We start from the raw sequence: 23,294 nt of genomic DNA, 5'->3' as shown, positions 1-23,294 counted from the left end.
CAGCGCGGCATCCGCCGTCGTCGTAGCCCCGGAGTGCGGCGACGGCGGATGCCGCGCTGACGATGAGGCCGAGCGGCGGGAAGGCGAGCAGGCTGGCGAGCAGCACCAGGGGCAAGGCCGCGGTGATACCGACGGCGGCGAGGACGGCGATGGCCCAGCCGCGGTCGCGGAGTGTCCAGGCGGTGGCGAGGCCGGGCGCCAGGGCGGCGATGGCGAGTATGGCGAGGAGCATGGGGTGGGTCCTTCAGTGCAGGAGGGCGAGGGCGCCGGCGGCGGGGTGGAGGGCGGCGAGGAGCAGCAGGGCGGCGCCGACGGTGACGGCGGCGCCGCGGGCGAGACGCGGGGCCCAGCTGCGGGTGTGGCCGTCCCAGGAGGCGACGGCCACACCGAGAGCGAGCGCGACGACCGCGATGCAGACGATGGCGAGGAGCAGACCGGCGGCGGCCATCAGCCAGCCAACCCTTGGCGGAACATGCGCATGTAGCGGGCGACCGTGTCCGGGGACGGGGCCTTGCCGGTGACGTCGGCGACGTAGCGGACGGCGGCGGCGTCGTCGCGGATTCCGCTGTCCCAGGCGATCCGGACCGCGTCCTTCGTGGTCAGGGCGCCGGGGCGGATCGCGCGTACGTCGGCGTTCGGATCGTCGTCGGATCGTCCGGACTGGTCCGGATCGGCGGATCCGGAATCCGCGAGCGCACCGAGGGCGCGTTGCTCCGCGTCGATCACGGCCTCGCCGCGCTGAAGCTCCCGGCGGATCGGGATCATGGCGAGCTTGCCGTCTAGGGCGGCACGCCGCTTGGCCACCCACTGCTGGGTGCGAGGGTCGAGCGGCCGGGCGTGCACGCGCATGGCCATGGACCAGCCGCCCTTGGCGAGCGCGGACACGACAGCACCGACCGCACCGATCACCCACGTGTCGGCGATGAGGTAGCCGTGAGCGAAGACCGCGCCCATGGACACGGCGAGCGCCCACCGGCCGGCCCGGCGCGCGACCTGCGCGCGCTCGGGGTCGTAGCGCAGCAGCCACTCCACCCCCATGCACATGATCCAGCTGGCGTCGAAGGCAACCGCAGCGGCGTAGGCGACAACGGCGATCGTGACGGCGGAGAGGAGGTCGCCGATGCTGGCGGTCGTCCAGGCGAGGGAGGCGGCAACGAGGACGATCGCGCCGGCGGTGACAGCGGTGCGGACGAGTTGGTCCCAGTCGCGGGGCGGAGCGGGGACCTCGATCTTCTCGCGGTCGAGGACCATCTCGGTGACGCCGTCGACGGTGTGCGGGACGAGCCGGGTCCGCTCGATGGTGCGGGTTCTCACGGTGCTCCTCCGGGAGCGGGAAGAGGCCGGCCCCCGCGGACGGGCGAGGGGGTGGGTGTCCGCGGGGGCCGGCGGTCTGGCGGGTCAGTGGAGGTGGCGGCCGAGGAGGCAGAGGGCGCGCATCAGTCGCTGTCCTTCCAGCCGAGGCGCCGGCGGACGTCGTCGGCGTCGGCGTAGTCCTGCTGGCACGCCTCGACCGTGGCGGGCTCGCCGCTGATCGGGTTGGGCTTGGGGGCCGGGTCCCGTTCCTCGGGCTGCTGCTCGCTCATCACAGGTCCCTCGCGGCGTCGGCCAGGCGGACCGCGTACTCGCCGCAGCTGGTGCGGGCGATCTGGGGGAGCATGGCGCGGGCGCGGGCGGAGGCGTCGGCGCGTACGGCGTCGGGGAGGGTGGCGGTGATGGCCTTCTCGCCGGTGGTGAGGGCGTCGTGGACGCTCCACGGGGTGACGGGGGCGACGCTGCTGCCGAGGCAGAGGACGCGGGCGGCGACGGTGAGGATCTGCGCGGCGTAGCTGGGCTCGGGGAGGACGCTGGTGGGGTTCGGGATGGTGCCGATACCGTTGGGCACGGTCATTTCTCCTGTTCACGGCAGGGGACGGCTGGCCCCGGTCGGGCTTCCACACACCGACCGGGGCCGTTCCATTGGTGCAGTGCCAGACTGGCAGGAACCTCTTTACAACGTCAAGAGGTTCGGGAAGGATGTTGTCGTGCCCAAGAGCCCTGACAGCGAGGGGGTTCCGCGCTTGATGACCGTCACGGAGATCGCGGAGGAGCACGGGGTCAGCCGCCAGACGGTGCACTCGTACCGGCGGCGCGGCGCCTTCCCGAAGCCCGTCGAGGGTGAGGGCAGCACCCGGCCCCGGTTCCGCGCGGACGAGGTTGCCGCATTCTTCGCAGCCAACCCGCCGCGGCCGGGCAAGCGCACAGACCTCGCGACCCAAGACGAAGGAGTGTCAGTGGAGTCGACCAGACCTGCGGTCCCGCCGAACGAGGCCCTGGAAGCGGCCCGCGAGTTCGTGCAGTGGCTGCGCGCCCAGCTCAACGAGGACGAGCGGATCGCGCGGGCGGCCGATGACTCGCTCGGCCAGGTGAACCTGGACTGGGTGTACCAGCCGGACGACGACTTGGGCGGCAAGGTCGTGTCCGCGCGCGGCACCGACCTGATCCTCAACGTGGGAGCAGGGCTGGCAGCCCATGTCACCGAGCACGATCCGCGCCGGGTGCTGCGTGAGGTTGCTGCCAAACGGCAGATCGTTGACCTGTACGCGGCGGCTGTAGAGGAGCGAGTTGTCCTACGTGACCGGATGCGTCAGGTGATCGACGCGGACCCCGACGAGTTCGGCCGCCTTCACCAACAGGAGACGGAGTTGATCCGGGTCGCTCAGCAGCTCACCCCGGTAGTTCGCCTGCTCGGTCTGCCGTACGGCGACCGACCCGGCTACCGCGAGGACTGGCGGCCGTAGCCGCCCCCGTTCAGCCCCCGTCGCGCGCGCCGAGGCGGGGGCATCGTCATGTCCAGGCCTAAGATCCGCTCCGTGGACCTACCTGATGATCTGATCGCACTGGAGCGCGCCGCCGAGGAACAGCGAGCCAAGCTGGTCGGCCTGGACGGCGAGGAGTACGAGGCGCAGCGCCGAGCTTGGCGCGAGGCCGCAGCCGCGGTGCAGGCGGCGATCACCGACCACGCGACGGCGAGTGGGCAGTCCCGGTACGACGTGGAGATGGCAGTGAAGCGGGCGGTCCGGCACGTGGAGGAAGACCAGGCGGGGTGACGCCGGGGTCGGAACCGGAGCGGCCCAGGGTCAGCGCGTCGAGAGGCGGTACTCCCCGACCTTCGGCATCGCCTTGAAGAAGTCGGCCAGCGTCGCGCTGGCCTCGGCCGCCGTGGGCTGCGACGCGGACGGCGGCTGGGACTTGTGCCGGTCCAGCTGTCGGCGGGCGCGGGCGGGGTTGGGGTACGGGCGGTGAGCCATGGCGGCCAGCATGGCAGACGGAGCAGCCCCAGGTGCGTCGGACGTCAACACGGCGCACCTTGGGTTCATGGCCAGCACGCAGCCTGTGGTGATCTACCCGCCCGATGAGGAGGGCGGGCGCCGGGTGCGGGTCGACGGCGAGATCCTGGGCCGGGCGTACAGCGTGCGGGACGTCGCGAGGTTCATGCAGGAGGCCGGCCTGGAGGGGTGGGACGAGATGGATGTCGTCCGGTCGGGGCTGATCGAGTGGCGTGGCGGCGGGCCGGACGTGTGGGGGCACTGAACGATCCCGCTACTCTCCCGACCCATGAGTATCCCGTGGGCGGACATAGGCGCCGTCTCCACTGCCGGCCTCAGTGCGATCGCCACCTGGGGCGCCTGGCTCGCAGCTCGCCGGTCGGCGAAGACCGCCGAGGCTGTGGCGCGCATCGAACGTCAGCGGTGGCACGCTGACCTCACGCCGCAGTTCGACATCAGCATCGAGCGCAGCGAGAGCGGCCGTGCAGCTCTCAGTATCCGTCTCGTCGGTCCCTTGCCGCTGGGACGCCTTGACGAGATCGCGGTCCGGATCGTCAGCAGTGACGATATGGACCGCACGGCGCGGCTTCCCGGCGGACCTACCCAGGAGGACCTCGACGCCCAGGTCTGGGGTCCGTGCCGCTTCACCCATGGCGCAGACGGCGCTGACGAGAACGGGCAGACGGTTGCACCGTTCTCACTGAGCGTCGGTACGGGGCGGCCGTTCAGCATCGAGCGGACGCGGCCCCCCCACTGGCAGGAAGGCCCGGATGTTGAACGGCGGTGGCGCGACGAATGGCTGAATGCGCCGATGCGGCTCGTGATCACCTGCACGCGCGAGGAGTTCGAGCCGTGGGTGGTGCCCTGTGACGTGGAGGTTCCTACGGCCGTGCGGGTTCGATGGCTGAACTGAGGCATCACGGCCCGCCAGTCCCCCCGGCACAGGCGGGCCGCGTGCTGCTCAGGTCCTCGTCGCGGAGACGGCACCCTCGTACGCGTAATCGGCTCGGGGTGGCGTGCTGAGCGTGATCGAGCGCAGCCGGTAAATGGCCAGCGCTGCCGGATCGTGGTCCGGCCGGATGCTGAGGTTGCGATCGAGCGTCTCGGTGACGGGCCAGTGTTCTGTCTGGCCGTCGAAGGGGCCGCCGTAGAACGTGACCGTGATGGTGGGCATGTGCGAAGTACCTCACTTCATCAAGGCCCCGCGCCCTGCCAGCCAGTATGGGGCACGGCACTGACACCGTTCCCCGCCTTGAGTCAGGCGGGGATCGCACCGGCCTTCGTCCAGACCGCTCCGCACCCGGTGCAGTGCGCGACCGGCTCCCTGCCCTCCCCGCCGTGCACGTCGATCAGGCCGCCGCAGTCGTGCCGCTGCTCCAGGGTCCGGCGCTGCGCGGCGATGTCGAGGGCGCGCTCCAGGCGCTCGGCGGCGCCGGCCGCGACCGTACCGATCCGCCGCTCCTGCGCATCGGTGATCGGGCGGCACGGGCCCGGCGCGCGCTCGACCCGGGCCAGCAGCCACAGCGCGGCGTACGGCGCGGTCCGGCGGCCGGTGTACCGCCAGCGACGCGGGTCGCGCTGGTCGGCGAGCGCGAGTTGCTCGCGCCGCCGCCGGTCGGCCGCCGCGATGTCGGCGTCACGCTGGCTGGCGTACGGGACGACGGCGGTTCGTCGGGCGGTGGGGGCCAGAATCGGCGCGCGCTGGGCGGCGTGGGCGATGTCGTCGGCGCAGGCGACGAGGGCGGCCTCGATGACGCGCATGGTGTCGAGGATGTGCAGGCGGACTGGGACGGGGCGGTCGCCGAGCTGGATCGGGTCCCGCTCCAGGGAGCGGAGGTAGGCGGCCTGGAGGCGTTCGTACTCGATCTGTTCGGCGTCGACCTGGTCGAGGCGGGCGAGGTAGCCCTTCAATCCCAACCCGAAGGCGCCGACGGTGACGGGCTGGCCGGCGGCTTCGGCGAGGTCGGTCCAGTGGAGGGCGATGGTGCGGAGGTGGGTGGCGGCGGTGCTCATCGTGGGTGCTCCCGTGGTGCTGGGGACGGTACGGTGATAAGCACCGAGGGGGCGCGCCGGGTCTGGGGAGATCGTGGGCGCGCCCCTGTCGCGTGTTCAGCGGCGGGTGGTCCAGCCGGAGACGGGCGGCCGGGCGCCGACCTGGACCACGTAGTCGATGACGTCGCCGATCAGGTCGGCCTCCGTGTCCCGGGCGTCAAGCGTGAGGTGGATCATCCGCTCTTCGAGTGCCGGGGTGGTGTGTTCGGTGATCTCGCCGGTGGCGTAGAGGCGGCTGATGGGGCCGCCGTCGCGGTGGGGACGGAGGAGTTCGCGGACTCGGGCGTCGTGCATGTGGGCTCCCTGCTTGGGCGTGGTGGGGGGCGGGTGAGTCTTCGTCCTGCTCAGGGCTGTTGGTGCTCGCGCTGCGCCAGCTGGGCCGTCCACGCGGCGATGTGCGTGTACTTCTCCTCGGTGGTGTGGCCGTCCCACAGGGCGCGGACGTCCAGGGCGCCGACGCGCTCGACGTGTTCGAAGAGGTCGGCGTCCCGGGGCGCGATGTGCCAGCTGCACTGCTGGCCGCCGAGGGTGAGGTAGACGATCTGCCAGCCGGGCTCTTCGACGTCGGGGGCGTAGGTGATGACCGCGCCGTCGGTCATGGCGGCGAGGAGGGCGACGAGGTGGGCGCGCTCGCGGTACGCGCCGTCCCGCTCCTCCTCGGCCGTGTGCTTGTGCTCGCCGAGGGCCTTCAGGCCGTGCTCGCGCTTCTGGGCGATGGCCTGCCAGTCGATGGGTGCTGCGTGCTCGGTCTGCTCCGCGGTCACTTCTTCCTCCGTGCTGCACGCGCCAGGGCGCGGCGGGTCTCGCGGTTCGGTGGGGTGGGGTCGGGTGCATCGTTGTCCGCCAGCTGCTCACGGCGGACCAGGCGGTGGGTCCAGGTGATGCCCGGGGCGGGCGTGTGCTCGCCCCGGGGCGTGCTGCTGGGGCCGGTCACTGCTGGCCAGTCCCGTTGAGCCGGGCCCAGATCCACTGGACGTCGGACTCGGCAACGTGTGCTCCGCCGGCCCGGGCCACGATGATCTGCGTTGGCTGGCCGTCGCTGTCCCGCTGAGGACCGATGAACGCGCCCCAGGGCTGACCGTGGTTGGGCGGGGTGTGGCCGTCGGGGCAGTGGGGGCAGCCGGGCACCAGCTCGTAGCGGGGCGCGTCCTCGATGGCACGCAGGACAGTCATCGGGTCGTCGGCGGGCTCGGGGTCGTCCCAGACGATGCGGGTGTGGCCGCCGTGTCCGTGGACGGCTTCGGCGTCCGCCAGGCTGCCCCAGTGGACGGTGGAGGGCCGTTCTCCTCGCCACCGGATCGACACCGTGCCATCCGGCCACACCACGCCGTCGGCCACGGTCCCCGTGCCGGATACGCCGGTGATGTCGGTGTCGCGCTGGAGGTGGAAGCGACGGGGTTGTTCGCTCATCGAGGGCTCCTTCGGGTGCGGATGATGTCGGTGAGGGAGGTGATGCCAGCGGCGAGGAAGCACAGGCCGCCGAGCACGAAGCAGGCGAGGGCGGCGAGGACGAGGACGCCGGGCGTGGCGGGCGTGCTCACGAGGCCTGGTCCTTTCGGTGGGTGGTGGGTCGTGGCAGGTAGAGCCAGTGGGCGCAGAGCACGCCTGAGGTGCTGACGACGAGCACGACGTACGCGATGACGGCGGTCACAGGTACGCCCCGACCAGCGGCACGTCGCGGATGGAGTGGCGCTGGCGCACGGTGAGGCCCTGGCCCCAGAGGTCGGCGTTACGGCGGGCGCGGCGGCGCTTCTTCGCGCGGCGGGCCCTGGCGGCGCAGCCGTCGCAGAAGTCGCGGCCGTCGCGCTTGTGGACCCAGCCGCGGGCCTTGGCCTGGCGCCGGGCCTCGCTCACGCCCGGGGCGGCGGGGACGGTGCTGGTGTCGAACGGCTCGTCGCAGCCGTTGCAGAAGATGAACGCGCGGACGAAGGCGGTCACGGTCGCTCCGGTGGGGTGGGTAGGGTCTGGGGTGGCCGGCCGCCCGCAACTCGACTGCGGGCGGCCGTACTGGTGCTCAGCTGGCCTGCGACTGGGCGGCGCGCCAGGCGTCCACGACTGCCTTCGGCACCCTGCCGACCGCCGGGCAGTCCACGCCGTTCTCCGCCGCCCAGGCGCGCACCTCGGCCGCCGGGTAGTCGACCGGCTTCCGGGTCTTCTTCGGCTTGGCCGGCTCCAGCTCGTCCTTCCGCGCGCGGATCTCCGCCAGGCGCTGCGCCAGCTGCTCCTCCTCGCTGGTGAGCGCGGACAGTTCCCGGTCGGCGGCGTACCGCTGGCGCAGGCCGGCGAGCGCGGCCCGGGCTCGTGCGGCCTGGTTCTGGATGTCGGGGTCGTCGTGCTGGTCGCCCCACGCGAGGAGCTTGCTGACGGGCAGCTGCTCCGGGGTCTCGTCGGCGGCCGGCGGACGCAGCGCGACGAGCGGCGCGGTCGGCTGCGGGACGGAGTGGGCGGGTGCGGTGGTCATCGGTGCGGTGCTCCTTTGGCAGTCGAGGTGAAGGCGGTCCTGGCGGGCGGCCTCGGGGCCGCCCTGACGGTCGATCTCGGCGAGGAGGTTGAGGAGGGCGGCGATGGTCACAGGCTCGTCTCGGCCGCGGCCCACGCGTCCACCGCGCGCCGCACGCTGTCCGCCTCATGCCAGTACGGCGCGTGCCCCTCCGGCAGCGGCTCACCGGCCAGCAACGCCCGGACCACGGCGACCACGGCGGCCGGGTCGGCGTACCGGCCGAGCGCCGGCAGGAACTCCGGCTCCCGCTCCAGGTGGCCGTCCCCCTTGCGGCGCGCCCACTGCCACTGCTCGGCCGGGTGCTCCCACAGCACGGTGATGCCGTGCTCGGCGACGGCGTCCCCGATGGCCGGGTGGTCGCCGTCCCAGACGAGGACCGCGGTCAGCATCGTCGCGAGGCCGGCGAGGTCGTCGTCGCGGTACGGGTCGAGTTCGGTGTCCTCGGTCCAGTACTCGGTGGGCTCCAGGCCGGCGGCGGTGAGAGCGTCGCAGACGGCGGTGATGTACGGGTCGTGGGGCAGTTCGCGGGTCATGGTGGGTGCCTTCCTGGTGGGTGTCGGGTGGGTGGCTGTATTGCGCGGGGGCCGGTGGAACCGGATCGGCCGGGTGAGGGCTACGTGACAGCCGCGAAGAGGTCGAGCTGCTCGGTGCGGTGTGGTGCTGCGGTGGGCTGCGGTGCGGGCTGGTGGCAGTGGCAGTTGCACCAGACGCGGCATTGGCGGTCGGCGAGGTAGACGTCGGCGTTGCCGTAGAGGCGGAGCGAGCCCTTGCAGGGGAATGGGCCGAAGCCCTGGCCGATGACGGTCTCCCGCTCGGGGCACTGGTGGGTGGTCCAGTAGTCGTGTCCGCAGTCGCTGTGCTCGCCGGTCTCACAGGCGTTGGAGACGATTTGGCAGGGGCATCGGGCGGCGGGCGGAGGGATCTCCCGGGGGGTCAGGACGTGCTCTTGGACCCACGTCGCCTGTTCGGGGGTCATGCGCTGTGCCTTTCGTGGTCGGTGTCGGACTGGGTTGGGCGGGTGGTGCGCGACGCTCGTCCTCGTCCCCCTATAAGGCGGGGGACGAGGGACGAGGTCGCTGCGTCCTCGTCCCGACCTCGTCCGGGACGAGGTGGGACGAGGTCAAGCGATCAAGGGATGCGCTGGTGGGAGGGGGTGTGACCTCGTCCCGTGACGGTGTGTCAGGTCGGGACGAGGTCGCGACCAAGATCGGGACGAGGTTGGCGACGCTGTGACCTGCGGCCTTTACGTACACTTTGCGTACTGACGAAGCGTCACGGGACGAGGTGGGACGAGGTGACTTGCGGGTAACTTGGATGTGCCGGAAGACCGTGCAGGCGGAGCCGTTCCGGGGCTCGGCGGGGACCCACCCCGTCCCGATCTCCGGGACGAGGTCGGGACGAGGTCGGCACGCCTGTGACGTGCGGCAACGCAACGCCCGTCCAGCGCCCCAGCAAGATCGGGACGAGGTCGTGGCGAGACTCGGGACGAGGTGGAGCACGACGGCCGTCACGACGCACCGTCCTCGGCGGTCTCGGCCTGGGGCAGGGAGTGCAGCGCGGCCCCGCGCGGCCCCTTCTCGGCGGTCACACGGCCCGCGTGGACCAGCCGGGTCAGGGCGCGGCGGGTGACGGAGGCCCGTCCCGGGATGAGGTCTTCCAGGGCGGCCTTGCTCATCGGCTCCGTGGCCTTGGCGAGCGCGGCGAGGACCGCGGTCTCCCGCTCCCTGATGTCCGCCTCCTCCTGCGCGGCCTTGTCCTGTGCGACGGCGGCCGTCTGCGGGTCCTCGGTGTGCTGGACCGGCGGGTACAGGTGGGCCTGGGCGAACTCCTCGCCGCTGGAGCGGATGACGAGGTCGGCGAACCAGTGCATCGGGTTCCGGCCGCCGGGCAGCGCGTGCCGGCGGACCTGGGCGGGCCGGTCCTTGGCGATGCGGAGCCGGGAGCGGCCTTCGGTGTTGATGCCGAAGGGGCGGACGGCCTCGAGCATGTACTGGACGCCGTCGACCGCGTTGAGCTTGTGCACGCCACCGAGGGCGTACCGGCCCCGGGACTCGTTGTTCTTCACGACGTGGTCGAGGGGGACGACGGCGGCGCCGGTGTCCGCCAGGGGCCGCAGGAGCATGCGGCCGAACCGGGCGATCTCGGTGTTCTCCTTCAGCTCCAGGCCGAGCATGACCATGGCCTCCGTGACGCCGTCCACGATGATCAGGGACGGGCCGAGGTCGGCGATCCGGCTGATGAACGTGCGCAGGGCGGCCTCGGTGGGGGTGGTGCCGGGGCGGACGTAGTGGAACTGCTCGGCGATGTCGCGGGGGTTGGCGCCGATGAGAAGGAGCCGGGAGACGACGCCTTCCTCGGAGTCCTCGAAGTCGAGGTAGACGACGTGGTTGCCGCGGTTGATCTCGGTGAGGCAGGAGATGAGCGCCACCCACGACTTCCCGGCCTCGGACTCGCCCTGGATGCCGTTGACGCGGCCCGGGTAGAACAGGCCGATGCCGTCGTCCCGGGCGCCGATGGTGGGCTGGGCGGGCTTGTGGGTGCCGTCGAGGACGGGGGTGAGGTCAGAGAACGACCAGCCGGTGTCATCTTTGCTGCGCGGCCCGGTCACCTCGGTGGCGCCGGTGACGCGCTCACGAACGAGGTCGAGGACTTCGGCCAGTTCGCCTTCGCCCGAGCTGACGAGGCCGGCCGCGCGGTCGAGTTCTTCGAGAGCGCGGCGGCGTACGGCGCGGTCGTGGACGATTTCGGCGTAGTGCTCGGCGTTGGCGGCGGTGGGGACTTGCTGGACGAGATGGTGGAGGTAGGCGGCGCCGCCGACCCGGTTGATCTCGCCACGCTTGGTCAACTCGTCGGTGACGGTGACGGGATCGACCCGCTGCTCGCCGCGGACGGTCATGTCAACGATGGCGTTGTAGATCGTCTCGTGGGCGGGGCGGTAGAAGTCCGGCCCTTCGAGGATCTCGATGACCTCGACGGTGGCGCGTTCGGACAGCAGCATGCCGCCGAGGACGGACTGTTCGGCGCCGAGGTCCTGGGGAGGGAGCCGCTTGAAGCCGTCGTTGTCCGCCGGGTCGCGCGGGAAGGGGCGGACGTTGTCCACGGTGGCGGTCTCCCTCAGAAGAGCGTGCTGGGTGCGGTGGTGCAGCGGTGGGTCAGGAGGTGCTGGTGCGGACAGTCCGGCGGGTGCCGGCTGGTGGTCCAGCGGATCCGGAGCGGGCCGTGGCGGGGGCGGGGCAGGCACCAGACGAGGTCGTGGGCTGTGCTGGCCGCCGCGGCGGGCCCGTAGGGGCGCGGCTCGTCCGGTGGGAGGAGGTCGACGCTGGCCTTGAGGGCCGCGGTGTGACCGACCCACTGGACGAGGAGCGGTGCCCGGCACGCGGGGCAGCGGGTGCTGCCGTCGCCGCCCCGCGGCCGGGCCCCGGTCACGCCGGTGTGCCGTTCAGGACCGGAACGTCGATGTCCTCACCGATCGCCGCGACGACGTCCTGGAAGGCGGTGCGCAGGACGTCAGCCGGGCGCTCCAGCTTGTAGCCGAGCTGGAGCGGCCCACCGTTGATGCGGTACCGCAGCCGGGCGGTGAGGCGGTAGCCCTCGCTGCCCTCGAACGGCACCAGACCGATGACGAACGTCTCGGGGATGACGAGTTCGCCTTTCTGGCCGGCCTTCGCGGTGACCGTCTCGACGTAGGCGAGCTTGCGTTCACCGCTGGCGAGGCGCGTGCCGGAATGGAACTCGGCCTTGGCGACGCCCTGGATGGACTGGGCGATCTCCAGCATGGTCGCGGCGGCGGGCTCCAGGAGTTCGGGGAGGTGGTCTTCGAGGAACTCCGCGAACTGCTCCTGACCCATGAGCTTGCCGTCGAGCGCCAGCCACTGCTTCCACGCGTCGGTGGTGCGCAGCTGGAGGGAGAGGCGGTGTCCCTGCCAGCGGGGGGTGGTGGCGGTGTCGGCGTCGAGGACGGCGGTGACGGTGAGCCGATCGGCGTCGGCGTACACCTCGCTGTGCTCGTCGGAGTGCTTGCGGTAGAGGGCGAGGAAGGAGGTGGTGTCATGGACGACGGTGGTGCCGGTCTTCCGGGTGGGGGCGTCCTTGTACTGGTCGCCGGTCAGGTCGACCTTGTGGACGCCGGTCGAGGTGTGGAAGCCGTAGACCTTGCCGGGTTCGAGTTCGACGGGCTGGGCGGAGCGCAGGGCGGTGTCAACGATGACCTGGGTGTTGTCGGTCGTCATGGGTCAGGCGTCCTTGAAGTTGGTGGTGGCGGGTGCGGTGCGGAAGTCGAGCTGCATCTGGCGCGGGTCGTTGCGGGTGGGGTTGCCGTCGTCGTCCACGAAGTAGATGGCGGCCGGCGGGGTGGACTTGGGGGCCCTGAGGTCGGACTCGACGCTGATGGCGAGGGGGTCACCCTCGACGTGCCCCTTGGACGGCTCCACCTGGACCTTGATGACGAGCTGGCCCTTCTTGCCGTGCGTGGAGACGGCCTGGAGCAGTTCGTGCAGTTCCTCGCTGAGGGCCTGGTGGACGCGGCCGTTGAGGTGGCCGACGAGGAACGCGGCGAACTCCGCGGCCTGGGCCTGGGCCTGGGACTCGGTCTCGGGCTGGATGGTCATGTGCTGGCGGTGCCTTTCTCGGTGGTGGTGCGGGTGGTCGTGTGCACGGCGGCCTGCGCGGCCCGGTACGCCTGCGGGTTCGACCGGCGCTTGCCGGAGGCGATGGCCTGGGCGTCGTGCACGCGGCTGTCGTTCAGGGGGCTGGGTGTGGTCCAGGCGCCATGCCGGGCCCGGGCGGGATCTCGGGCAGGCCCTGGAGGGCGCGCGGGGTGTGGGCCGGGCAGCGAAGACCGGTGAGGTACGGGCGTACGTCCCGGGTGGCGCCGCAGTGGCGGCGTTCGGAGCCGATCCAGTGGCCGCAGCTCATACCGACGCCTTGGTGGTGCCGGTGCGCCGCAGCCGGTTGTCAGCGTCCGTGTTCGCCTGTCGGCACGGCCCGCAGATCTCCGTCTTCTCCCGCAGGTGCTTCTGGTATCCCGAGCGGGTCCCGCACTTGGCGGGCTGTCGCTTCCTCTTCCGGCTGCTGGGCGCCGTGGTGCTGGTCTTGGCGCGGCTGGTGAAGCGGCGGCGCTTCTCGCGCAGCTGCTTCTGGCTCATGCCGCCCCAGACGCCCCAGCGTTCACCGGTCTCGATGGCCCAGGCGGCGCACTGCGTCTGGACGGGGCAGGTAGCGCAGACACGTCGAGCCTCGTTGACCTGGGCGCGGGCGTGGTGGCCGGAGGAGAAGAACGCGCGGACGTCCATGCCGGCGCAGGCGGCGTGCTGGAGCCAGGCGAGGTTCCGGATCACCGGGCGGTCACCGCCTCGCGGTCAGGCCACTGGCAGCCAGCCAGCGCCGCCCGGTGCCCCTCCGGAACCTCGGCCAGCGGCACGCCGAGCCAGTCGAGACCCATGGCACGCAGGATCAGCGCGTCCGCCTCGTCGTCGGTCGGGAGGATCGCTCCGTACCGGTGCTGGGCCGCCGCCAGAACGGCGGCCTTGCGGCTGCCGCCCTTGCCGGTGGCGTACTTGGCCCGGGACATCGGCGGGATGACGGCGACGGGGATGCTGCGGGCGCACAGGCCGTCGATGATGAGCCACCACAGGCCGCCGCGGTCCCAGACGGATCCGCCCACACTGTGGTGGGAGGGGCCTTCGACGCAGGCGAGGTCCACGGTGCCGACTTCGGTGAGGACGGTGTCGCGGATGTGCCGCATGCGGGTGCGGCGCTGGAGGATGGTGTCGCGGCGGCGGCCGGTGGTGGGGACGCGGATGGTGCCGCCGAGGGTGGCGATGCCGGTGCCGGTGAGGCTGATGTCGAGTCCGGCGACGCGGTAGCTGGGCCGGGGCCCGGCCGCAGCAGGGGCGGCCGGTGCCTCCGGGGTGAGCCCGAAGAGCGTCGTCACGATGCCTCCTCTCGGACGTGGTCGGGGAGTGGCAGGTCGGGGCTGGGGTTGCGGCAGTCGAGGCAGATCAGCTCGCGCGTCACCCGGGTCCGGGCGTGGACCGTGATCCGGCCCTCTGCCACGCACAGGGCGGCGGTCTTCTCCAGGGCCTCGACGGGCAGCAGCGGCGGGGTGCCGGCGCGGCGGCGGCCGGTCGGCGCCCGCCAGACGCGGGCGATCGCGACGGCGCCGACGGCGAGGACGATGCAGGCGGCGGTGATGGCGGCGAGGAAGTCGCTCATGAGCCCTCACCCGCCTCGCGCTGAGCCGGGACCGGGCGCAGAGGCCAGGCGGTCGGGATCACGGCGTTCGGGTCGTGCTTCTCCTTCGCCTTCGCCGGGTCCCGGAGCCACTTCTCGTAGCGCTCGGCGTCCTCGCGGTACCACTCGACCTGCCGTGCGTGCAGCTCCTCGACGGTGACGTCCCGCAGTGCGTTGAACCGGTTGACGCGCAGGTTGAGCACCCAGTCCGGGCGCAGCCGGTATGGGGTGTGGGCGATGACGCCCATCTTGTACGCGGCCCGCGCCGACATCAGGGCGTCGTACTCCGCGCCGTGTGCCTGCTCCTCGTCCCACGGCAGCCCGTACGTCTCGGCGGTGGTCCGCATCTGGTACGGGCCCTGGGTGTCGCTGATCCGATTCCGGAACGGCGCGCAGTACCGGTCGAGGACCATCGTGTCGATGACCCGCGTCAGCGGCTGGCGGCAGATCCCTTCGAGGCTGTCGCCGAGGTGTCGCCGGCACTCGCGGTCGAGGAGGGTCAGGTCGTAGCCGCCGATGTTGTGTCCGACCAGCGGAATGCCGGCGGCGACGACTTCGGTGATGGCCTTGGCGATCTCACCGACTCCAGCTTCGGCGTCCTGGCCGTGTTCGGCGGCGTACTCGTCGGTGATGCCGTGCACCTTGATGGCCTCGGGCTCCATGGGGATGCCGGGCGCGAGAAGCCAGGTGCGGGTGTCGGTGTCGAGGCCGCCGCCGACGAGGATCAGGGCGGCGGTGACGATGCGGGCGGTCTCGGGGTCCTTGTCGCTGGACTCGAAGTCGAGTGCCGCCATGCGCTGGAGGTGCCAGGGGGTGCTCACTGGCCACCTCCGGCGGCGCGCTCCTTGCCGATACGGACGACCATCTGCCCGATCGGCTCCTCATCGCCGACCTCGTTGGTGACGAGTGCGCCCAGCTGGCGGGTCGTGGACAGCTCGTGGTGGATCTGCCGAAGGCGTCCGGCACTGGTGTGCGGGTTGCAGATCTCGTCCAGGTAGCTGGTCGCCGGCCGGACCGGGGACTCGGCACGCTCGAAGTGGTCGGCGTCGGCGTCCCGGTCCTCCGTCGGCACCAGGCCGGCCGACAGCAGCAGCGTGCGCAGTGCGATGCTCTGCGCCTTCGGCGTGGACCGGCCGCCGGAGTCCGAGGCTTCACCCGCAGCCTGCGTGTCGAAGTAGTCCCCGCCAGGCCCGTAGATGCGGTAGGTCACCAGGACGGTGCACTCCCGCTTCGTTCCGCCGGCCTTGGTGCCGATGTCCCGGTACTGGGGCTCGACCTTCACCGGGGCGACGACGACGCCGTGCTTACGGCAGGCAGGCCCGAAGGCGTTGAGGGCCAAGTCGACGCCTCGGAAGTTGAAGTTGCCGGCGTTGCCGCCCCTGAACTCCTGGCGCTTGCCGATCGCCCGGACCTCGCCCATGACGCGCGACCAAGCGATGACCGCACTGACGGTGGCGTCGGCGTCCTTCGTCAGGTCGCCGAGGTCCGGCTCGGTCAGGTTCGGTGCCTCGCGGGCCTCGACGGCCTCGTCCGTGGGCTCGCTGTTGGTCAGCGTCCGGCCGGCTGCGGCGGCTGCGTTCTCACGCAGGTTCCCCATGTCAGATGCCTCCCCTGAAGGCCTTGGAGATGGCGATGCGCTCGGTCGGATTGGCCTTGACGCACGCCTCGTAGGCGTCGGGCCAGCGCTCGGCGAGAAGTTCCAGGTCGACCTTCGGCGCGGCGCTCGTGGGCTCCAGCGCGTAGGCGCGCTCACCGCCGATGCGGGCTTCCTGTGCGTCGCCGAGGGCGGCGATCATGCGGGCCTTCGCGGCGGCCTTCGCCTTCTTCGCCTCGGACTCGGCGCGCTGGTGGCGGTTGTAGTCGAGGAGTGCGTCGAGTGCGTCTGGGTGCCGGTCGATGTCCACCGCGCCGGAGCGGGTCGGGTGGAGGCGGCGGAACATCTGCGCGACCGCTTCACCGTCGCCGGTGGGCTCCGGCGGTACCTGCGCCTTGACGTGCTCGGCCCAGAACTTGTCCATGGCCGTGGTGATGTCGGCGATGACGTCCGTGTACTGGTCGGCGCGGATGACGCCCTGGTGGTACTCGTTGCCGCCGATGAGCACCGCGTAGTGCATGTGGTCGTAGCCGTTGACGGCGATCTGCCACAGCACCTGGGCGGTGACGTCGTCGGGGGCTCCGGCGTGCCACTGCGCGTTCTTGAACGCGCTGCGGGTCTTGACCTCCAGCGCGCACGGGATGCGCGTGTCCTCGGACAGCGGGCACTCGGTGACGCGCCGGTCGAGGGTGGTCATCCAGTGCGGGTGGTCGATGTGGGAGACGAGGCCGACACGGCGGATCACGCTGCGGTTCCGCATGGCCCAGTGGCGAGCGACGGGCTCCTCGTGGACGGTGCCCCAGAACGCGGCCTCGCCGGCGTCATCGACGTTGTGGCCGATCTTGTCGAAGTAGACCTTGATCGGCGGCTTTTTCTCGACCAGGCCGAGGATGGCGGGGACGTCGCTGGAGCCGATGCCGGAGCGGCGGGCGGCGAGCCAGTCGGCGCGGTCGGCGTCGGCGGGGAGGATGAGTCGGCCGGTGGGGGTGACCCGGCGGCCGGCGGCCGGGGCCTGAGTCCCGGCCTGCACGGTGGTCGTCATCAGGCGGTCTGTCCCTTCGGCTTCGGCTTCCACACGCCGGCCGCCTCGGCCCAGGCGTGGTAGTCGGCCAGCGGCATCCCGCCCTCGTCGGCGGAGTTGTCGTTCAGCGCGGTCGCGGCGGCGAGGGCGAGGGTCGCCTCCGCGATGGCGAGCTGCGCCTGGACGAGCGCCCACTGCGGGTCCATCTCGGCCCGCGCGGCAGTCACGCGCTTCTCGCCCTCGCGGTAGTGCTCGGGCCCGGTCATGCGGCCATACCGCCTTCCGTGGTCGTGAAGACGCTGGCGACGGTGGCGGCCCGCAGCTGGCGGCGAAGCGCCTCCGCGGGCGTCCCGTCGAACGCGTCGCCGTACGCCTCCTCCTGACGGGCCGCGATCTCCCGCGCGGTGTCCGGGCCCACCCGGACCTCCCCGCGCTCGATCTGACCGAGGACACGCTCGTGGTCGCGCATCGGCATCAGCGGGTTACTCATCGGCTGTCCTTCGGGGCTGGTCGGGGGGTGGTAGATGCGGCGGCCGTCGATGTCGACCGCGGTGAGGTGTCCGTGCCGGGCGAACGCCCGGAGGTCCTTGCGGACCGTGTTGCGGCCGGTCGTCGGCCACGGGGAGCCGGTCATCAGCTGCTCGGCGAGCTGGGTGGTGACCGGCCGGCCGTAGGCCCGTATGGCGGCGAGAAGCCAGCCGCGGCGGGTGATGGCGTCCGGCATCAGCGGGCGTCCTTCCGGGTCTTGAGCGTGAAGTAGATGCGGCCGGGCTCCTCGTGCCGGATCAGGTGGCCCCACGCGGCGAGGTCGCGGAGGTCACCACGGGCGATGGCGCGCAGCTGGGTGTTCGGGATGTGGTCGAGGGACCGGAAGCGGTCGCGGTAGAAGCGGTAGGCGGTGGCGGTGGTCCACCTGCCGGGTGCGGTCCGGATCGCGTCGAGGAGCTGGGCGACGCGGCCGGTGGGGCCGGGGGTGGCGTCGGCCGCCGGGCGGCTGCTCTTCCCCTCCGCGTCCTCGTCCGGGCGCCCATCGGCCAGCCACTGCACGTAGCGGGCGAGGATGGTTCCCTCGTCCTCGTCGTTGCCCCAGCGGTTCGGGTCGTCCATCGTGGCGACGATGGCGTCCCGTAGCGTCCGGTACGCCTGCGCGTCCAGGACGAGGTTCGAGGGGTTCAGGTCGTCGCCGAGGATCTCGCGGCGCACCTCGGTGCCCACGGCGTTGTACAGCCACTCCACGTGTTCATCGGTCTGCTCGCGCGGCGTCCAAGCGTCGGCCAGCAGGTGGACGTACCGTCGAAGTTCGTCGCGGGCGCTCATCGGCGGCCCCGCTTCCAGCGGATCACCAGCGTCGGCGCGTCGCACCAGCAGTAGATGAGGAAGACGCTCAGGGCGACGGCCACCCACAGCAACCACTCGATGCCGGTCACTCGTCGGCCCCCTCGTCGTACTCGGAGGCCAGCTCCAGGGCCGTGACGATGTAGCCGGTGGTGGACTCCTCGTTCTGGCCGGCGGTGACCACCAGCTCGGCGACGCGGTCCTCGTCGTCCTCGATCCAGTCGAAGGCGAGGGTGGTACCCGTCGGCCAGGAGCGGCGCTCCGTTGCCTCGCAGTGCGCGCGGGCGGCGGCCTCGGTGCCGTAGTGGCCGAGGGTGATCCCGGAGTCCGGGTGCTCGGCGCGGTACACGGTGGTCGGCGCGGCCTCCAACTCGGCGACGCGAGCCTCGGCGTCGACCAGGCGGCGCAGCACCGGCCCCATCCGCTCGCCCATGAACGAGACGAGGTTGAGGCAGTACAGGTCTTCCCACGTCGGGTGCTCGTGCTCTCGGCGATCCCGGATGGACTCGGCGAGCTGCTCCAGCAACCGGGTGGTCGCGGGCTTCGCGTCGCCGATCAGCTTGGCGAGCTGCGCGTGCTGCTCGGGCGTCATAGGCGTCTCGCTCATGCCGATTCACCCGCCTCGGCGTGCTCGTCTTCGGTGGCGACCACCTTCATGTCGCGGGCGGCCGGGATGTCGCAGGTGTAGACGAGGTGGGAAGCGTTCTTCTCGCCGTGCTCGTCCAGCCAGTCGCCGACATCGGCGATGGCCTCGGTGCGCGCGGTGCTGAGGCGCTGCTCCAGTTCGGCCACGCGGTTCAGCAGCCACTCGACCGCCGGGGCCACCCGCTCGTGGATCTCGACCTCGGCGGGGATGCGGCGGGGCTGGCCGTTCGGCGAGAACAGCCCGCGCATTTCCAGCAGGTCGGCCTCGGCGGCGACCAGCCGCTCCCGGCGTCGATCGCGCTGCGCCTCCAGGTCGGCGATCCGGTCCCGGTTCTCCCGCAGCGTCTCCGCCGCGGAAGACAGAGCCTCGTTCGTGGTGTGCCGCTCCGCCAGCAACTCGGCGACCCGGGCGCGCGCCTCCCGGCGCCCGCGCTTCGCGGACTCCAGCGCCACCCGCAACCGCTCGTACGCCAACTCCTCACCAGCCAGCTGCCCCCGCAGCCGCTCGTTCTCCGCGAGCAACCTCCGCGCCACCGGGTGCCGCCGCGCCTGGTCCTGCTCCCACGCGGCCTGCATCTCATCGCGGTTCGCGTCGTCCCGTAGCCAGTCAGCGACCGCACGTCGAGCGGCGGCCGACGTCGAGTCGGTCACCAGCCACCCGCGGGCGTAGTGCTCGTGCGCCACGTCCAGGACTTCGGGCCACGCCCGGTCCACCAGACCGTGGAACCGCTCGGCGGGCAGCATGTACGACGCCCGTGCCACCTCGGGGATCTGGACGTACACCTGCGTCTGCTTCTCACCCGGGTGCGCGAAGTCGTACGAGTCGAGCGTGACGCGGACGAGGATCGGGTCCTTCATGCCGCCACCGCCGGAGCCTCGGTCCCGACACCCTTCTCCTGCACCGGGCGCGGCGACAGCGTCCAGGCCTGCAGCCGCACGCCGTTGCCCGCCGTGAGGCGCGCCTCCGTGTAGAACTGGCCGTTCTCGCGCTCCTCGGTGGAGACCTCCATCCGCAGCTCGGCGGCGAACTCACGCAGACCGTCGAGGTTGTGGTGGAAGTAGAAGCGGATCTCCGGGCTGTCCGGCGCCCACGCGGCGGCGACGATGTCGACCTCGGTGGGCATGGCCGGCGTCTGGCTCATGATCTGCTCGGCCAGCGACAGGGCCTGCATGTAGCTCTGCAGCTGGACGCTCGTGGTGGCGTTCGTGGCGGGTTGGGTAGCCTCGATGGTCACGGTGACCTCTTTCGTTGGTGGGGTTGCCGAGTCGTGGGGTCGTCCGGGCCGGCAAGCAGCGGGCGGCCCTTCGGCGTTGATGGGTTCAGGCGGCGCGGGCCGCCGACGGCGGGCTGATCGCGCGGCGGCCGGGGCGGGTCATGATCTGCCGCAGCTTCTCCACCACCTCGACGCTGGGCTCCGGGGCCTCGGCGACGCGGGCGTGGATCTGCGTGATGACGTCGTCGCCGAGGAGCGCGCGGCGCTCTTCGCGGGTCATGCGGCGGCCTCGACGGGCTCGTCGTCCTCGTCCTTGACCCGGTCCATGAGGGTGCGAATGTCCAGGTCATATGCCTCGGCGATGCGGAGCGCCGAGATCAGGTCAGGTTGTGCTTCGCCGGACACGATGCGATAGGCGGACGAGATGCTCACGCCGGTGCGCCTGGCGATCGCGTGCGGGTTCTCGTCGCCGTGCGTGCTGGCGATGTCCCGGAGGCGGTCGACGTTGAGTCGGAACACGTGGATGTCCCTCCCTCCGCAGGTAGCGGGGTGGTTTCCCTGTCGAGGGAAACTGAACCACACTGATTCCCTCCCTGGCAAGGGAATGTTCGCGCGCGGGAAGGTAAATCTTGGACGCGGACTGGCGTTCGGTGGCGGCAGTGGCCTGGATCAACGCAGGTCAGTGGCCAATTGCTACCTTCCCTAGGGAGGGAATATGTAGCTGTTCCCTCTCCAGGGAAGTAAAGTTTGGGCCCATGACGGAAGCCACCCCCCAGGGGCGCGTGCGGAGGTTCTGCGCGATCGTCCTGCCCGCGCTCGAAGCGGCCGGCTACACCGGCTACGGGTCACAGCAGCGCCTCGTAGCCGACACCGGTATGAACAAGAGCACCGTCTCGCGTCTACTCAACGGCGAGCAGATTCCCCACGTGAAGTTCTTCCCGGCGCTGGCCAAGGCCGCCGGTCTGGACCCCGTCGAGCTGCTCGTGGCAGCGGAGATCCTGCCGCCTGAGTATCTGGAGTCCCAACAGACACTGTCCGAAAACAATCAGTCACGGGTAGGCTCGGGTTCAATCACTCCGGAGGAAGCGGCGGAGGGGCTGGGCATCCATGACGATGTAGGGAAGTTCACGTTCCTCGCTGTAGTCGAGAAGCTCAAGAGCCCTCAGCCCGATGAGGACGACGCCGCGAACCCCGGAGGCACGGCCGCACAGATGTAACCCGGGGGTACGCGTGGAGTTCACGGCCACCAGCAAGGCGTGTTCAGCTACGGCCGCAGGAATCCTCATCTCAGGGTTCGCGATCATCATCGGCAGCGTGTCCGAGGACAACGTGGCAGGCTCCATCGGCGGCGCCTGCCTCGTCATGGTCTCTCTGACCATCATCATCTGCGTGCTGGTCAGGCACTGGATCGTCAACACGGACACCGAGCGGCGCATCCTCGGCGCCGCGCAGCGTGAAGCACAAGCCGAACGCACAAAGTACATAGCAGCGCAGGCGGCGCTGGAGAACGAGATGGGCCGCCTCAACCGGGACATGGCCGCCGAGCGGGCCCGTATCGCCCGCCGCCTCGTCGCAGAACGCAAGGCGATGCGTGCAGAGTTCGATGAGGAACGGGCGCAGCTCGCGGCCGACGCGTTCCGAACGGGCGTGGAGATGGAACGATCCGGCGCTCTGAAGAGGCAGGAACAGCCCCCCGGTAACCTCATCAAGTTCCGGAAGCCTGGCCAACCGGCAGCCCCCGCTTCTGAGCGGGCCCGCTCCCACGGCCACGGCGTCGTCGGGCCCTGAACCCCGGTTCGCCGACGAACGACAGCCTGATCCGGTTCGGATCCAGCCGGGTGGAGCCGCGCTTACTCGCCTTGTACAGCCGGACAGTCACGACCTGCCGGATCACCTCTCGCTTCTGCTCAAGCGACAACCCCACCACCTCAGGGGTCGTGGCGGTGGCCGGCCTGCCGTTCCAGATCGACTCCGGGTCCGCAGCGTCGAGAAGCGAGAGCAGGAGAGGTGACACGCCCGTCATCTTCTGAAGCTTCTCCTGCTCCAGCTCCAACTTCGGCAACAGCCGCTGCTCAAGCGCCCCCAGCGACGCCGCGGACAGCTTGAAGCGGCCCGTCGCCTCATCGAACTCCTCGGCCTGCTGCCGCGCCTCAGCCAACTGCTCCTCGTAGGCGTTGATCCGCCGCTGCGCCGCCTCGACATCCTGCCTGACGGTCCCCTCGTCCTGAACCAGTGCTGAGCGCGCCCGCGTCTTGTTGTGGAACCAGGAGAGGACCGCCTCTTCAACGTACGCATCGAGCACTTCTTCGATGATGGACACGTCACCCTTCGACTGGCACGTCAGAGAGGGCCGGTAACGATCCTGCCGCGGCAGGAAACACAGCCAGGGCTCGTCACCGCACTCGCCGCACACCGCCAAGTACGTCAGCAGGTGTGACACCTCCGTTCCCCGCTGTGTTCGGCGGGCCGGGTCCGTCAGCTCTGCGGTCACCCGGTTGAACATCGCTCGGCCCTCAGGGGTGTCAAGCCCTTTGATCGGGGCCCATGATGCCTTCCGCCAGACCCCTAGGTGCTGCCGCTCTCCGAGGTACGCACGGTTCAACACCATGCGTCGGACGATGTAGTTCGTCCACTCCACTCCGTCTGGCCGGTCCGCCTGGCGCTCGGACTTCAGCCAGCGGGTTACGGACCGGATCGAGTGGCCGGCGTCGATGCGCTGGATCGACTGGAAGACGTACTTCCCGCGCTCGTCTTCATGCTGGCCGACGCAGCGTCGGCGCCCGCCCACCACCTTGTAGTCGCGCGTGTATCCGTACTGGGATTTGCCGTGCGGCATGCCGGCTTCTGCCTGGGATGCTGCCGTACGCAGGTTCTGCGCGCGAATGCCTTCGGCTTCGTCCTCGGCGTCCACGGCGTGCTGGGCGGTGGCCTTCAGGTCGTCCCGCTTGCTGAGGTCGTAGACCTGCCCGTTGTAGCAAAGCAGGGCGTTGACCGCGAGGCAGGCGTTCCGCAGCCGAACGTATGCCTCCAAGTCCCGGTAGTAGCGGGCGGCGTTGTAGGCGACGACGATGCGTCGCACGCCTGGCTGTACACCGCCGCTGACGATGGCATCGAGTAGAGCTTCGAAGTCGTCGCGGGTCTTCTTGCCGTGTCGACTGGCTGACACGTCGGTGTCGTTGAATTCGTGGACGATCCGCCAGCCGCACTTATCGCACAGGGCGCGGCCGACCTCAAGCTGGACCTCAACGGAATCGCCGCTCTTGATCCAGTCGTCCGAGTTGCGGCCGTAGAGGTACGCCTCGAACTGCACGCCGGGGATGACCAGATGGAGGTACTCGGGCGCGTAGGGCATGAGGGAATCCTAGCGCGACTGGTATGTCTAAAAGATTTTGTGGGG

44 protein-coding genes are annotated in these 23,294 nt (G+C 71.0%); 6 read left to right on the top strand and 38 right to left on the bottom strand.

Going from position 1 to position 23,294, the window contains the following annotated elements; genetic code table 11:
- The 5 genes from CCN44_RS44535 to CCN44_RS25015 form a co-directional block, all read right to left on the bottom strand.
- The coding region (locus CCN44_RS44535; protein WP_086699723.1) for a hypothetical protein at positions 1-232 on the bottom strand (232 nt) is incomplete at its 3' end.
- A gap of 12 nt (positions 233-244) precedes the next feature.
- The gene (locus CCN44_RS25025; RefSeq protein ID WP_086699720.1) at positions 245-448 is read right to left on the bottom strand and encodes a hypothetical protein; all 204 of its coding nucleotides are present in this window, start codon (positions 446-448) and stop codon (positions 245-247) included.
- Positions 448-1,314, bottom strand: a complete 867-nt coding sequence (locus CCN44_RS25020) for a protein transporter Sec31 (RefSeq protein ID WP_086699717.1) — start codon at positions 1,312-1,314, stop codon at positions 448-450. The genes CCN44_RS25025 and CCN44_RS25020 overlap by 1 nt, the downstream gene beginning before the upstream one ends.
- Positions 1,315-1,436: 122 nt before the next feature.
- A complete protein-coding gene (locus CCN44_RS44530) occupies positions 1,437-1,583 on the bottom strand; it encodes a hypothetical protein (RefSeq protein ID WP_158103144.1) in 147 nt (48 codons plus the stop codon).
- Complete coding sequence (locus CCN44_RS25015; RefSeq protein WP_143649954.1) at positions 1,583-1,882, bottom strand: hypothetical protein; 300 nt, start codon at positions 1,880-1,882, stop codon at positions 1,583-1,585. The genes CCN44_RS44530 and CCN44_RS25015 overlap by 1 nt, the downstream gene beginning before the upstream one ends.
- Before the next feature lie 82 nt (positions 1,883-1,964).
- Between CCN44_RS25015 and CCN44_RS46485 the strand changes: the two genes are divergently transcribed.
- Together CCN44_RS46485 and CCN44_RS25005 are read left to right on the top strand one after the other, a co-directional pair.
- The gene (locus CCN44_RS46485; RefSeq protein ID WP_237481892.1) at positions 1,965-2,777 is read left to right on the top strand and encodes a DUF6221 family protein; all 813 of its coding nucleotides are present in this window, start codon (positions 1,965-1,967) and stop codon (positions 2,775-2,777) included.
- A gap of 72 nt (positions 2,778-2,849) precedes the next feature.
- On the top strand, positions 2,850-3,086 hold the full coding sequence (locus tag CCN44_RS25005; RefSeq protein ID WP_237481890.1) for a hypothetical protein: 237 nt from the start codon (positions 2,850-2,852) through the stop codon (positions 3,084-3,086).
- Positions 3,087-3,116: 30 nt separating this feature from the next.
- Here CCN44_RS25005 and CCN44_RS44525 read toward each other — a convergent pair whose 3' ends face one another.
- On the bottom strand, positions 3,117-3,287 hold the full coding sequence (locus CCN44_RS44525; RefSeq protein ID WP_158103143.1) for a hypothetical protein: 171 nt from the start codon (positions 3,285-3,287) through the stop codon (positions 3,117-3,119).
- Positions 3,288-3,354: 67 nt separating this feature from the next.
- Here CCN44_RS44525 and CCN44_RS24995 point away from each other — a divergent pair, with 67 nt between their 5' ends.
- Together CCN44_RS24995 and CCN44_RS24990 are read left to right on the top strand one after the other, a co-directional pair.
- Positions 3,355-3,570 (top strand): hypothetical protein, encoded by a 216-nt coding sequence (locus CCN44_RS24995; protein ID WP_086699733.1) that lies wholly within the window; start codon positions 3,355-3,357, stop codon positions 3,568-3,570.
- A gap of 24 nt (positions 3,571-3,594) precedes the next feature.
- Positions 3,595-4,218 carry a hypothetical protein gene (locus tag CCN44_RS24990; RefSeq protein WP_086699708.1) on the top strand — a complete coding sequence of 208 codons (624 nt, stop codon included), beginning with the start codon at positions 3,595-3,597 and terminating at the stop codon, positions 4,216-4,218.
- A 48-nt stretch (positions 4,219-4,266) separates the two neighbouring features.
- On the opposite strand, the gene CCN44_RS24985 is transcribed toward CCN44_RS24990, so the two are convergent.
- The 31 genes from CCN44_RS24985 to CCN44_RS24860 form a co-directional block, all read right to left on the bottom strand.
- Complete coding sequence (locus tag CCN44_RS24985) at positions 4,267-4,479, bottom strand: hypothetical protein (protein ID WP_086699705.1); 213 nt, start codon at positions 4,477-4,479, stop codon at positions 4,267-4,269.
- 83 nt (positions 4,480-4,562) lie between these two features.
- Positions 4,563-5,318 (bottom strand): hypothetical protein, encoded by a 756-nt coding sequence (locus CCN44_RS24980; protein ID WP_086699701.1) that lies wholly within the window; start codon positions 5,316-5,318, stop codon positions 4,563-4,565.
- Positions 5,319-5,414: 96 nt separating this feature from the next.
- A complete protein-coding gene (locus CCN44_RS24975) occupies positions 5,415-5,651 on the bottom strand; it encodes a hypothetical protein (protein WP_086699697.1) in 237 nt (78 codons plus the stop codon).
- 50 nt (positions 5,652-5,701) lie between these two features.
- Entirely contained in the window at positions 5,702-6,121 is a 420-nt protein-coding gene (locus tag CCN44_RS24970; protein WP_086699694.1) for a hypothetical protein, read from the bottom strand.
- Entirely contained in the window at positions 6,118-6,291 is a 174-nt protein-coding gene (locus tag CCN44_RS45150) for a hypothetical protein (protein ID WP_167404027.1), read from the bottom strand. The genes CCN44_RS24970 and CCN44_RS45150 overlap by 4 nt, the downstream gene beginning before the upstream one ends.
- On the bottom strand, positions 6,288-6,767 hold the full coding sequence (locus CCN44_RS46480) for a hypothetical protein (protein WP_237481888.1): 480 nt from the start codon (positions 6,765-6,767) through the stop codon (positions 6,288-6,290). The genes CCN44_RS45150 and CCN44_RS46480 overlap by 4 nt, the downstream gene beginning before the upstream one ends.
- A complete protein-coding gene (locus CCN44_RS47450) occupies positions 6,764-6,898 on the bottom strand; it encodes a hypothetical protein (RefSeq protein ID WP_272935560.1) in 135 nt (44 codons plus the stop codon). The genes CCN44_RS46480 and CCN44_RS47450 overlap by 4 nt, the downstream gene beginning before the upstream one ends.
- A 106-nt stretch (positions 6,899-7,004) precedes the next feature.
- Positions 7,005-7,295, bottom strand: coding sequence for a hypothetical protein (locus tag CCN44_RS24960; RefSeq protein WP_086699691.1), 291 nt, complete (start codon positions 7,293-7,295; stop codon positions 7,005-7,007).
- Positions 7,296-7,371: 76 nt separating this feature from the next.
- The gene (locus tag CCN44_RS24955) at positions 7,372-7,929 is read right to left on the bottom strand and encodes an Lsr2 family DNA-binding protein (protein ID WP_086699688.1); all 558 of its coding nucleotides are present in this window, start codon (positions 7,927-7,929) and stop codon (positions 7,372-7,374) included.
- Positions 7,926-8,390: a hypothetical protein gene (locus CCN44_RS24950; RefSeq protein ID WP_086699685.1), complete on the bottom strand. Its 465-nt coding sequence runs from the start codon at positions 8,388-8,390 to the stop codon at positions 7,926-7,928. The genes CCN44_RS24955 and CCN44_RS24950 overlap by 4 nt, the downstream gene beginning before the upstream one ends.
- Before the next feature lie 80 nt (positions 8,391-8,470).
- On the bottom strand, positions 8,471-8,833 hold the full coding sequence (locus CCN44_RS24945; RefSeq protein WP_086699682.1) for a hypothetical protein: 363 nt from the start codon (positions 8,831-8,833) through the stop codon (positions 8,471-8,473).
- A 531-nt stretch (positions 8,834-9,364) separates the two neighbouring features.
- Positions 9,365-10,957, bottom strand: a complete 1,593-nt coding sequence (locus tag CCN44_RS47875) for a DnaB-like helicase N-terminal domain-containing protein (protein WP_158103142.1) — start codon at positions 10,955-10,957, stop codon at positions 9,365-9,367.
- A 14-nt stretch (positions 10,958-10,971) separates the two neighbouring features.
- Positions 10,972-11,283: a hypothetical protein gene (locus tag CCN44_RS24935; protein ID WP_086699679.1), complete on the bottom strand. Its 312-nt coding sequence runs from the start codon at positions 11,281-11,283 to the stop codon at positions 10,972-10,974.
- Positions 11,280-12,086 (bottom strand): DUF2303 family protein, encoded by an 807-nt coding sequence (locus CCN44_RS24930; RefSeq protein WP_086699676.1) that lies wholly within the window; start codon positions 12,084-12,086, stop codon positions 11,280-11,282. Before CCN44_RS24930 ends, CCN44_RS24935 begins: the two co-directional genes overlap by 4 nt.
- Positions 12,087-12,089: 3 nt before the next feature.
- Positions 12,090-12,464 carry a hypothetical protein gene (locus CCN44_RS24925; protein ID WP_086699673.1) on the bottom strand — a complete coding sequence of 125 codons (375 nt, stop codon included), beginning with the start codon at positions 12,462-12,464 and terminating at the stop codon, positions 12,090-12,092.
- The gene (locus tag CCN44_RS47445) at positions 12,461-12,586 is read right to left on the bottom strand and encodes a hypothetical protein (protein WP_272935559.1); all 126 of its coding nucleotides are present in this window, start codon (positions 12,584-12,586) and stop codon (positions 12,461-12,463) included. Before CCN44_RS47445 ends, CCN44_RS24925 begins: the two co-directional genes overlap by 4 nt.
- A gap of 11 nt (positions 12,587-12,597) precedes the next feature.
- The gene (locus tag CCN44_RS45145) at positions 12,598-12,771 is read right to left on the bottom strand and encodes a hypothetical protein (RefSeq protein ID WP_167404026.1); all 174 of its coding nucleotides are present in this window, start codon (positions 12,769-12,771) and stop codon (positions 12,598-12,600) included.
- Complete coding sequence (locus CCN44_RS24920; protein WP_143649952.1) at positions 12,768-13,193, bottom strand: WhiB family transcriptional regulator; 426 nt, start codon at positions 13,191-13,193, stop codon at positions 12,768-12,770. Before CCN44_RS24920 ends, CCN44_RS45145 begins: the two co-directional genes overlap by 4 nt.
- Positions 13,190-13,789, bottom strand: a complete 600-nt coding sequence (locus CCN44_RS24915) for a hypothetical protein (RefSeq protein WP_086699669.1) — start codon at positions 13,787-13,789, stop codon at positions 13,190-13,192. The genes CCN44_RS24920 and CCN44_RS24915 overlap by 4 nt, the downstream gene beginning before the upstream one ends.
- Positions 13,786-14,070: a hypothetical protein gene (locus CCN44_RS24910; RefSeq protein ID WP_086699666.1), complete on the bottom strand. Its 285-nt coding sequence runs from the start codon at positions 14,068-14,070 to the stop codon at positions 13,786-13,788. Before CCN44_RS24910 ends, CCN44_RS24915 begins: the two co-directional genes overlap by 4 nt.
- Positions 14,067-14,909 carry an exonuclease domain-containing protein gene (locus CCN44_RS24905; protein WP_086699663.1) on the bottom strand — a complete coding sequence of 281 codons (843 nt, stop codon included), beginning with the start codon at positions 14,907-14,909 and terminating at the stop codon, positions 14,067-14,069. Before CCN44_RS24905 ends, CCN44_RS24910 begins: the two co-directional genes overlap by 4 nt.
- Positions 14,906-15,685, bottom strand: coding sequence for an ERF family protein (locus CCN44_RS24900; protein ID WP_086699660.1), 780 nt, complete (start codon positions 15,683-15,685; stop codon positions 14,906-14,908). The genes CCN44_RS24905 and CCN44_RS24900 overlap by 4 nt, the downstream gene beginning before the upstream one ends.
- Before the next feature lies 1 nt (position 15,686).
- Positions 15,687-16,724: a YqaJ viral recombinase family nuclease gene (locus CCN44_RS24895; RefSeq protein WP_237481886.1), complete on the bottom strand. Its 1,038-nt coding sequence runs from the start codon at positions 16,722-16,724 to the stop codon at positions 15,687-15,689.
- Positions 16,724-16,969 (bottom strand): hypothetical protein, encoded by a 246-nt coding sequence (locus tag CCN44_RS24890; RefSeq protein WP_086699658.1) that lies wholly within the window; start codon positions 16,967-16,969, stop codon positions 16,724-16,726. Before CCN44_RS24890 ends, CCN44_RS24895 begins: the two co-directional genes overlap by 1 nt.
- The gene (locus CCN44_RS45620; protein WP_208639832.1) at positions 16,966-17,427 is read right to left on the bottom strand and encodes an RNA 2'-phosphotransferase family protein; all 462 of its coding nucleotides are present in this window, start codon (positions 17,425-17,427) and stop codon (positions 16,966-16,968) included. Before CCN44_RS45620 ends, CCN44_RS24890 begins: the two co-directional genes overlap by 4 nt.
- Positions 17,427-18,020, bottom strand: a complete 594-nt coding sequence (locus CCN44_RS24880; RefSeq protein ID WP_086699655.1) for a hypothetical protein — start codon at positions 18,018-18,020, stop codon at positions 17,427-17,429. Before CCN44_RS24880 ends, CCN44_RS45620 begins: the two co-directional genes overlap by 1 nt.
- A 106-nt stretch (positions 18,021-18,126) precedes the next feature.
- Positions 18,127-18,645: a hypothetical protein gene (locus CCN44_RS24875; protein ID WP_143649950.1), complete on the bottom strand. Its 519-nt coding sequence runs from the start codon at positions 18,643-18,645 to the stop codon at positions 18,127-18,129.
- Entirely contained in the window at positions 18,642-19,541 is a 900-nt protein-coding gene (locus CCN44_RS24870) for a hypothetical protein (RefSeq protein ID WP_086699649.1), read from the bottom strand. The genes CCN44_RS24875 and CCN44_RS24870 overlap by 4 nt, the downstream gene beginning before the upstream one ends.
- Positions 19,538-19,918: a hypothetical protein gene (locus tag CCN44_RS24865; protein ID WP_086699646.1), complete on the bottom strand. Its 381-nt coding sequence runs from the start codon at positions 19,916-19,918 to the stop codon at positions 19,538-19,540. The genes CCN44_RS24870 and CCN44_RS24865 overlap by 4 nt, the downstream gene beginning before the upstream one ends.
- 85 nt (positions 19,919-20,003) lie before the next feature.
- Positions 20,004-20,177 (bottom strand): hypothetical protein, encoded by a 174-nt coding sequence (locus tag CCN44_RS45140; protein WP_167404025.1) that lies wholly within the window; start codon positions 20,175-20,177, stop codon positions 20,004-20,006.
- A complete protein-coding gene (locus CCN44_RS24860; protein ID WP_086699642.1) occupies positions 20,174-20,416 on the bottom strand; it encodes a helix-turn-helix domain-containing protein in 243 nt (80 codons plus the stop codon). The genes CCN44_RS45140 and CCN44_RS24860 overlap by 4 nt, the downstream gene beginning before the upstream one ends.
- Positions 20,417-20,652: 236 nt before the next feature.
- On the opposite strand from CCN44_RS24860, the gene CCN44_RS24855 reads away from it, so the two are divergent.
- Together CCN44_RS24855 and CCN44_RS24850 are read left to right on the top strand one after the other, a co-directional pair.
- Positions 20,653-21,114: a helix-turn-helix domain-containing protein gene (locus CCN44_RS24855; RefSeq protein ID WP_086699638.1), complete on the top strand. Its 462-nt coding sequence runs from the start codon at positions 20,653-20,655 to the stop codon at positions 21,112-21,114.
- A 13-nt stretch (positions 21,115-21,127) separates the two neighbouring features.
- On the top strand, positions 21,128-21,685 hold the full coding sequence (locus CCN44_RS24850; RefSeq protein ID WP_086699635.1) for a hypothetical protein: 558 nt from the start codon (positions 21,128-21,130) through the stop codon (positions 21,683-21,685).
- Here the strand turns inward: CCN44_RS24850 and CCN44_RS24845 are convergent.
- Entirely contained in the window at positions 21,603-23,249 is a 1,647-nt protein-coding gene (locus CCN44_RS24845; RefSeq protein WP_086699632.1) for a recombinase family protein, read from the bottom strand. The genes CCN44_RS24850 and CCN44_RS24845 overlap by 83 nt on opposite strands.
- Positions 23,250-23,294 lie beyond the last annotated feature (45 nt).

The organism is Streptomyces tricolor, from assembly GCF_002155905.1.
GTDB lineage: Bacteria > Actinomycetota > Actinomycetes > Streptomycetales > Streptomycetaceae > Streptomyces > Streptomyces tricolor.
This window is presented reverse-complemented; position numbering and strand designations above follow the sequence as displayed.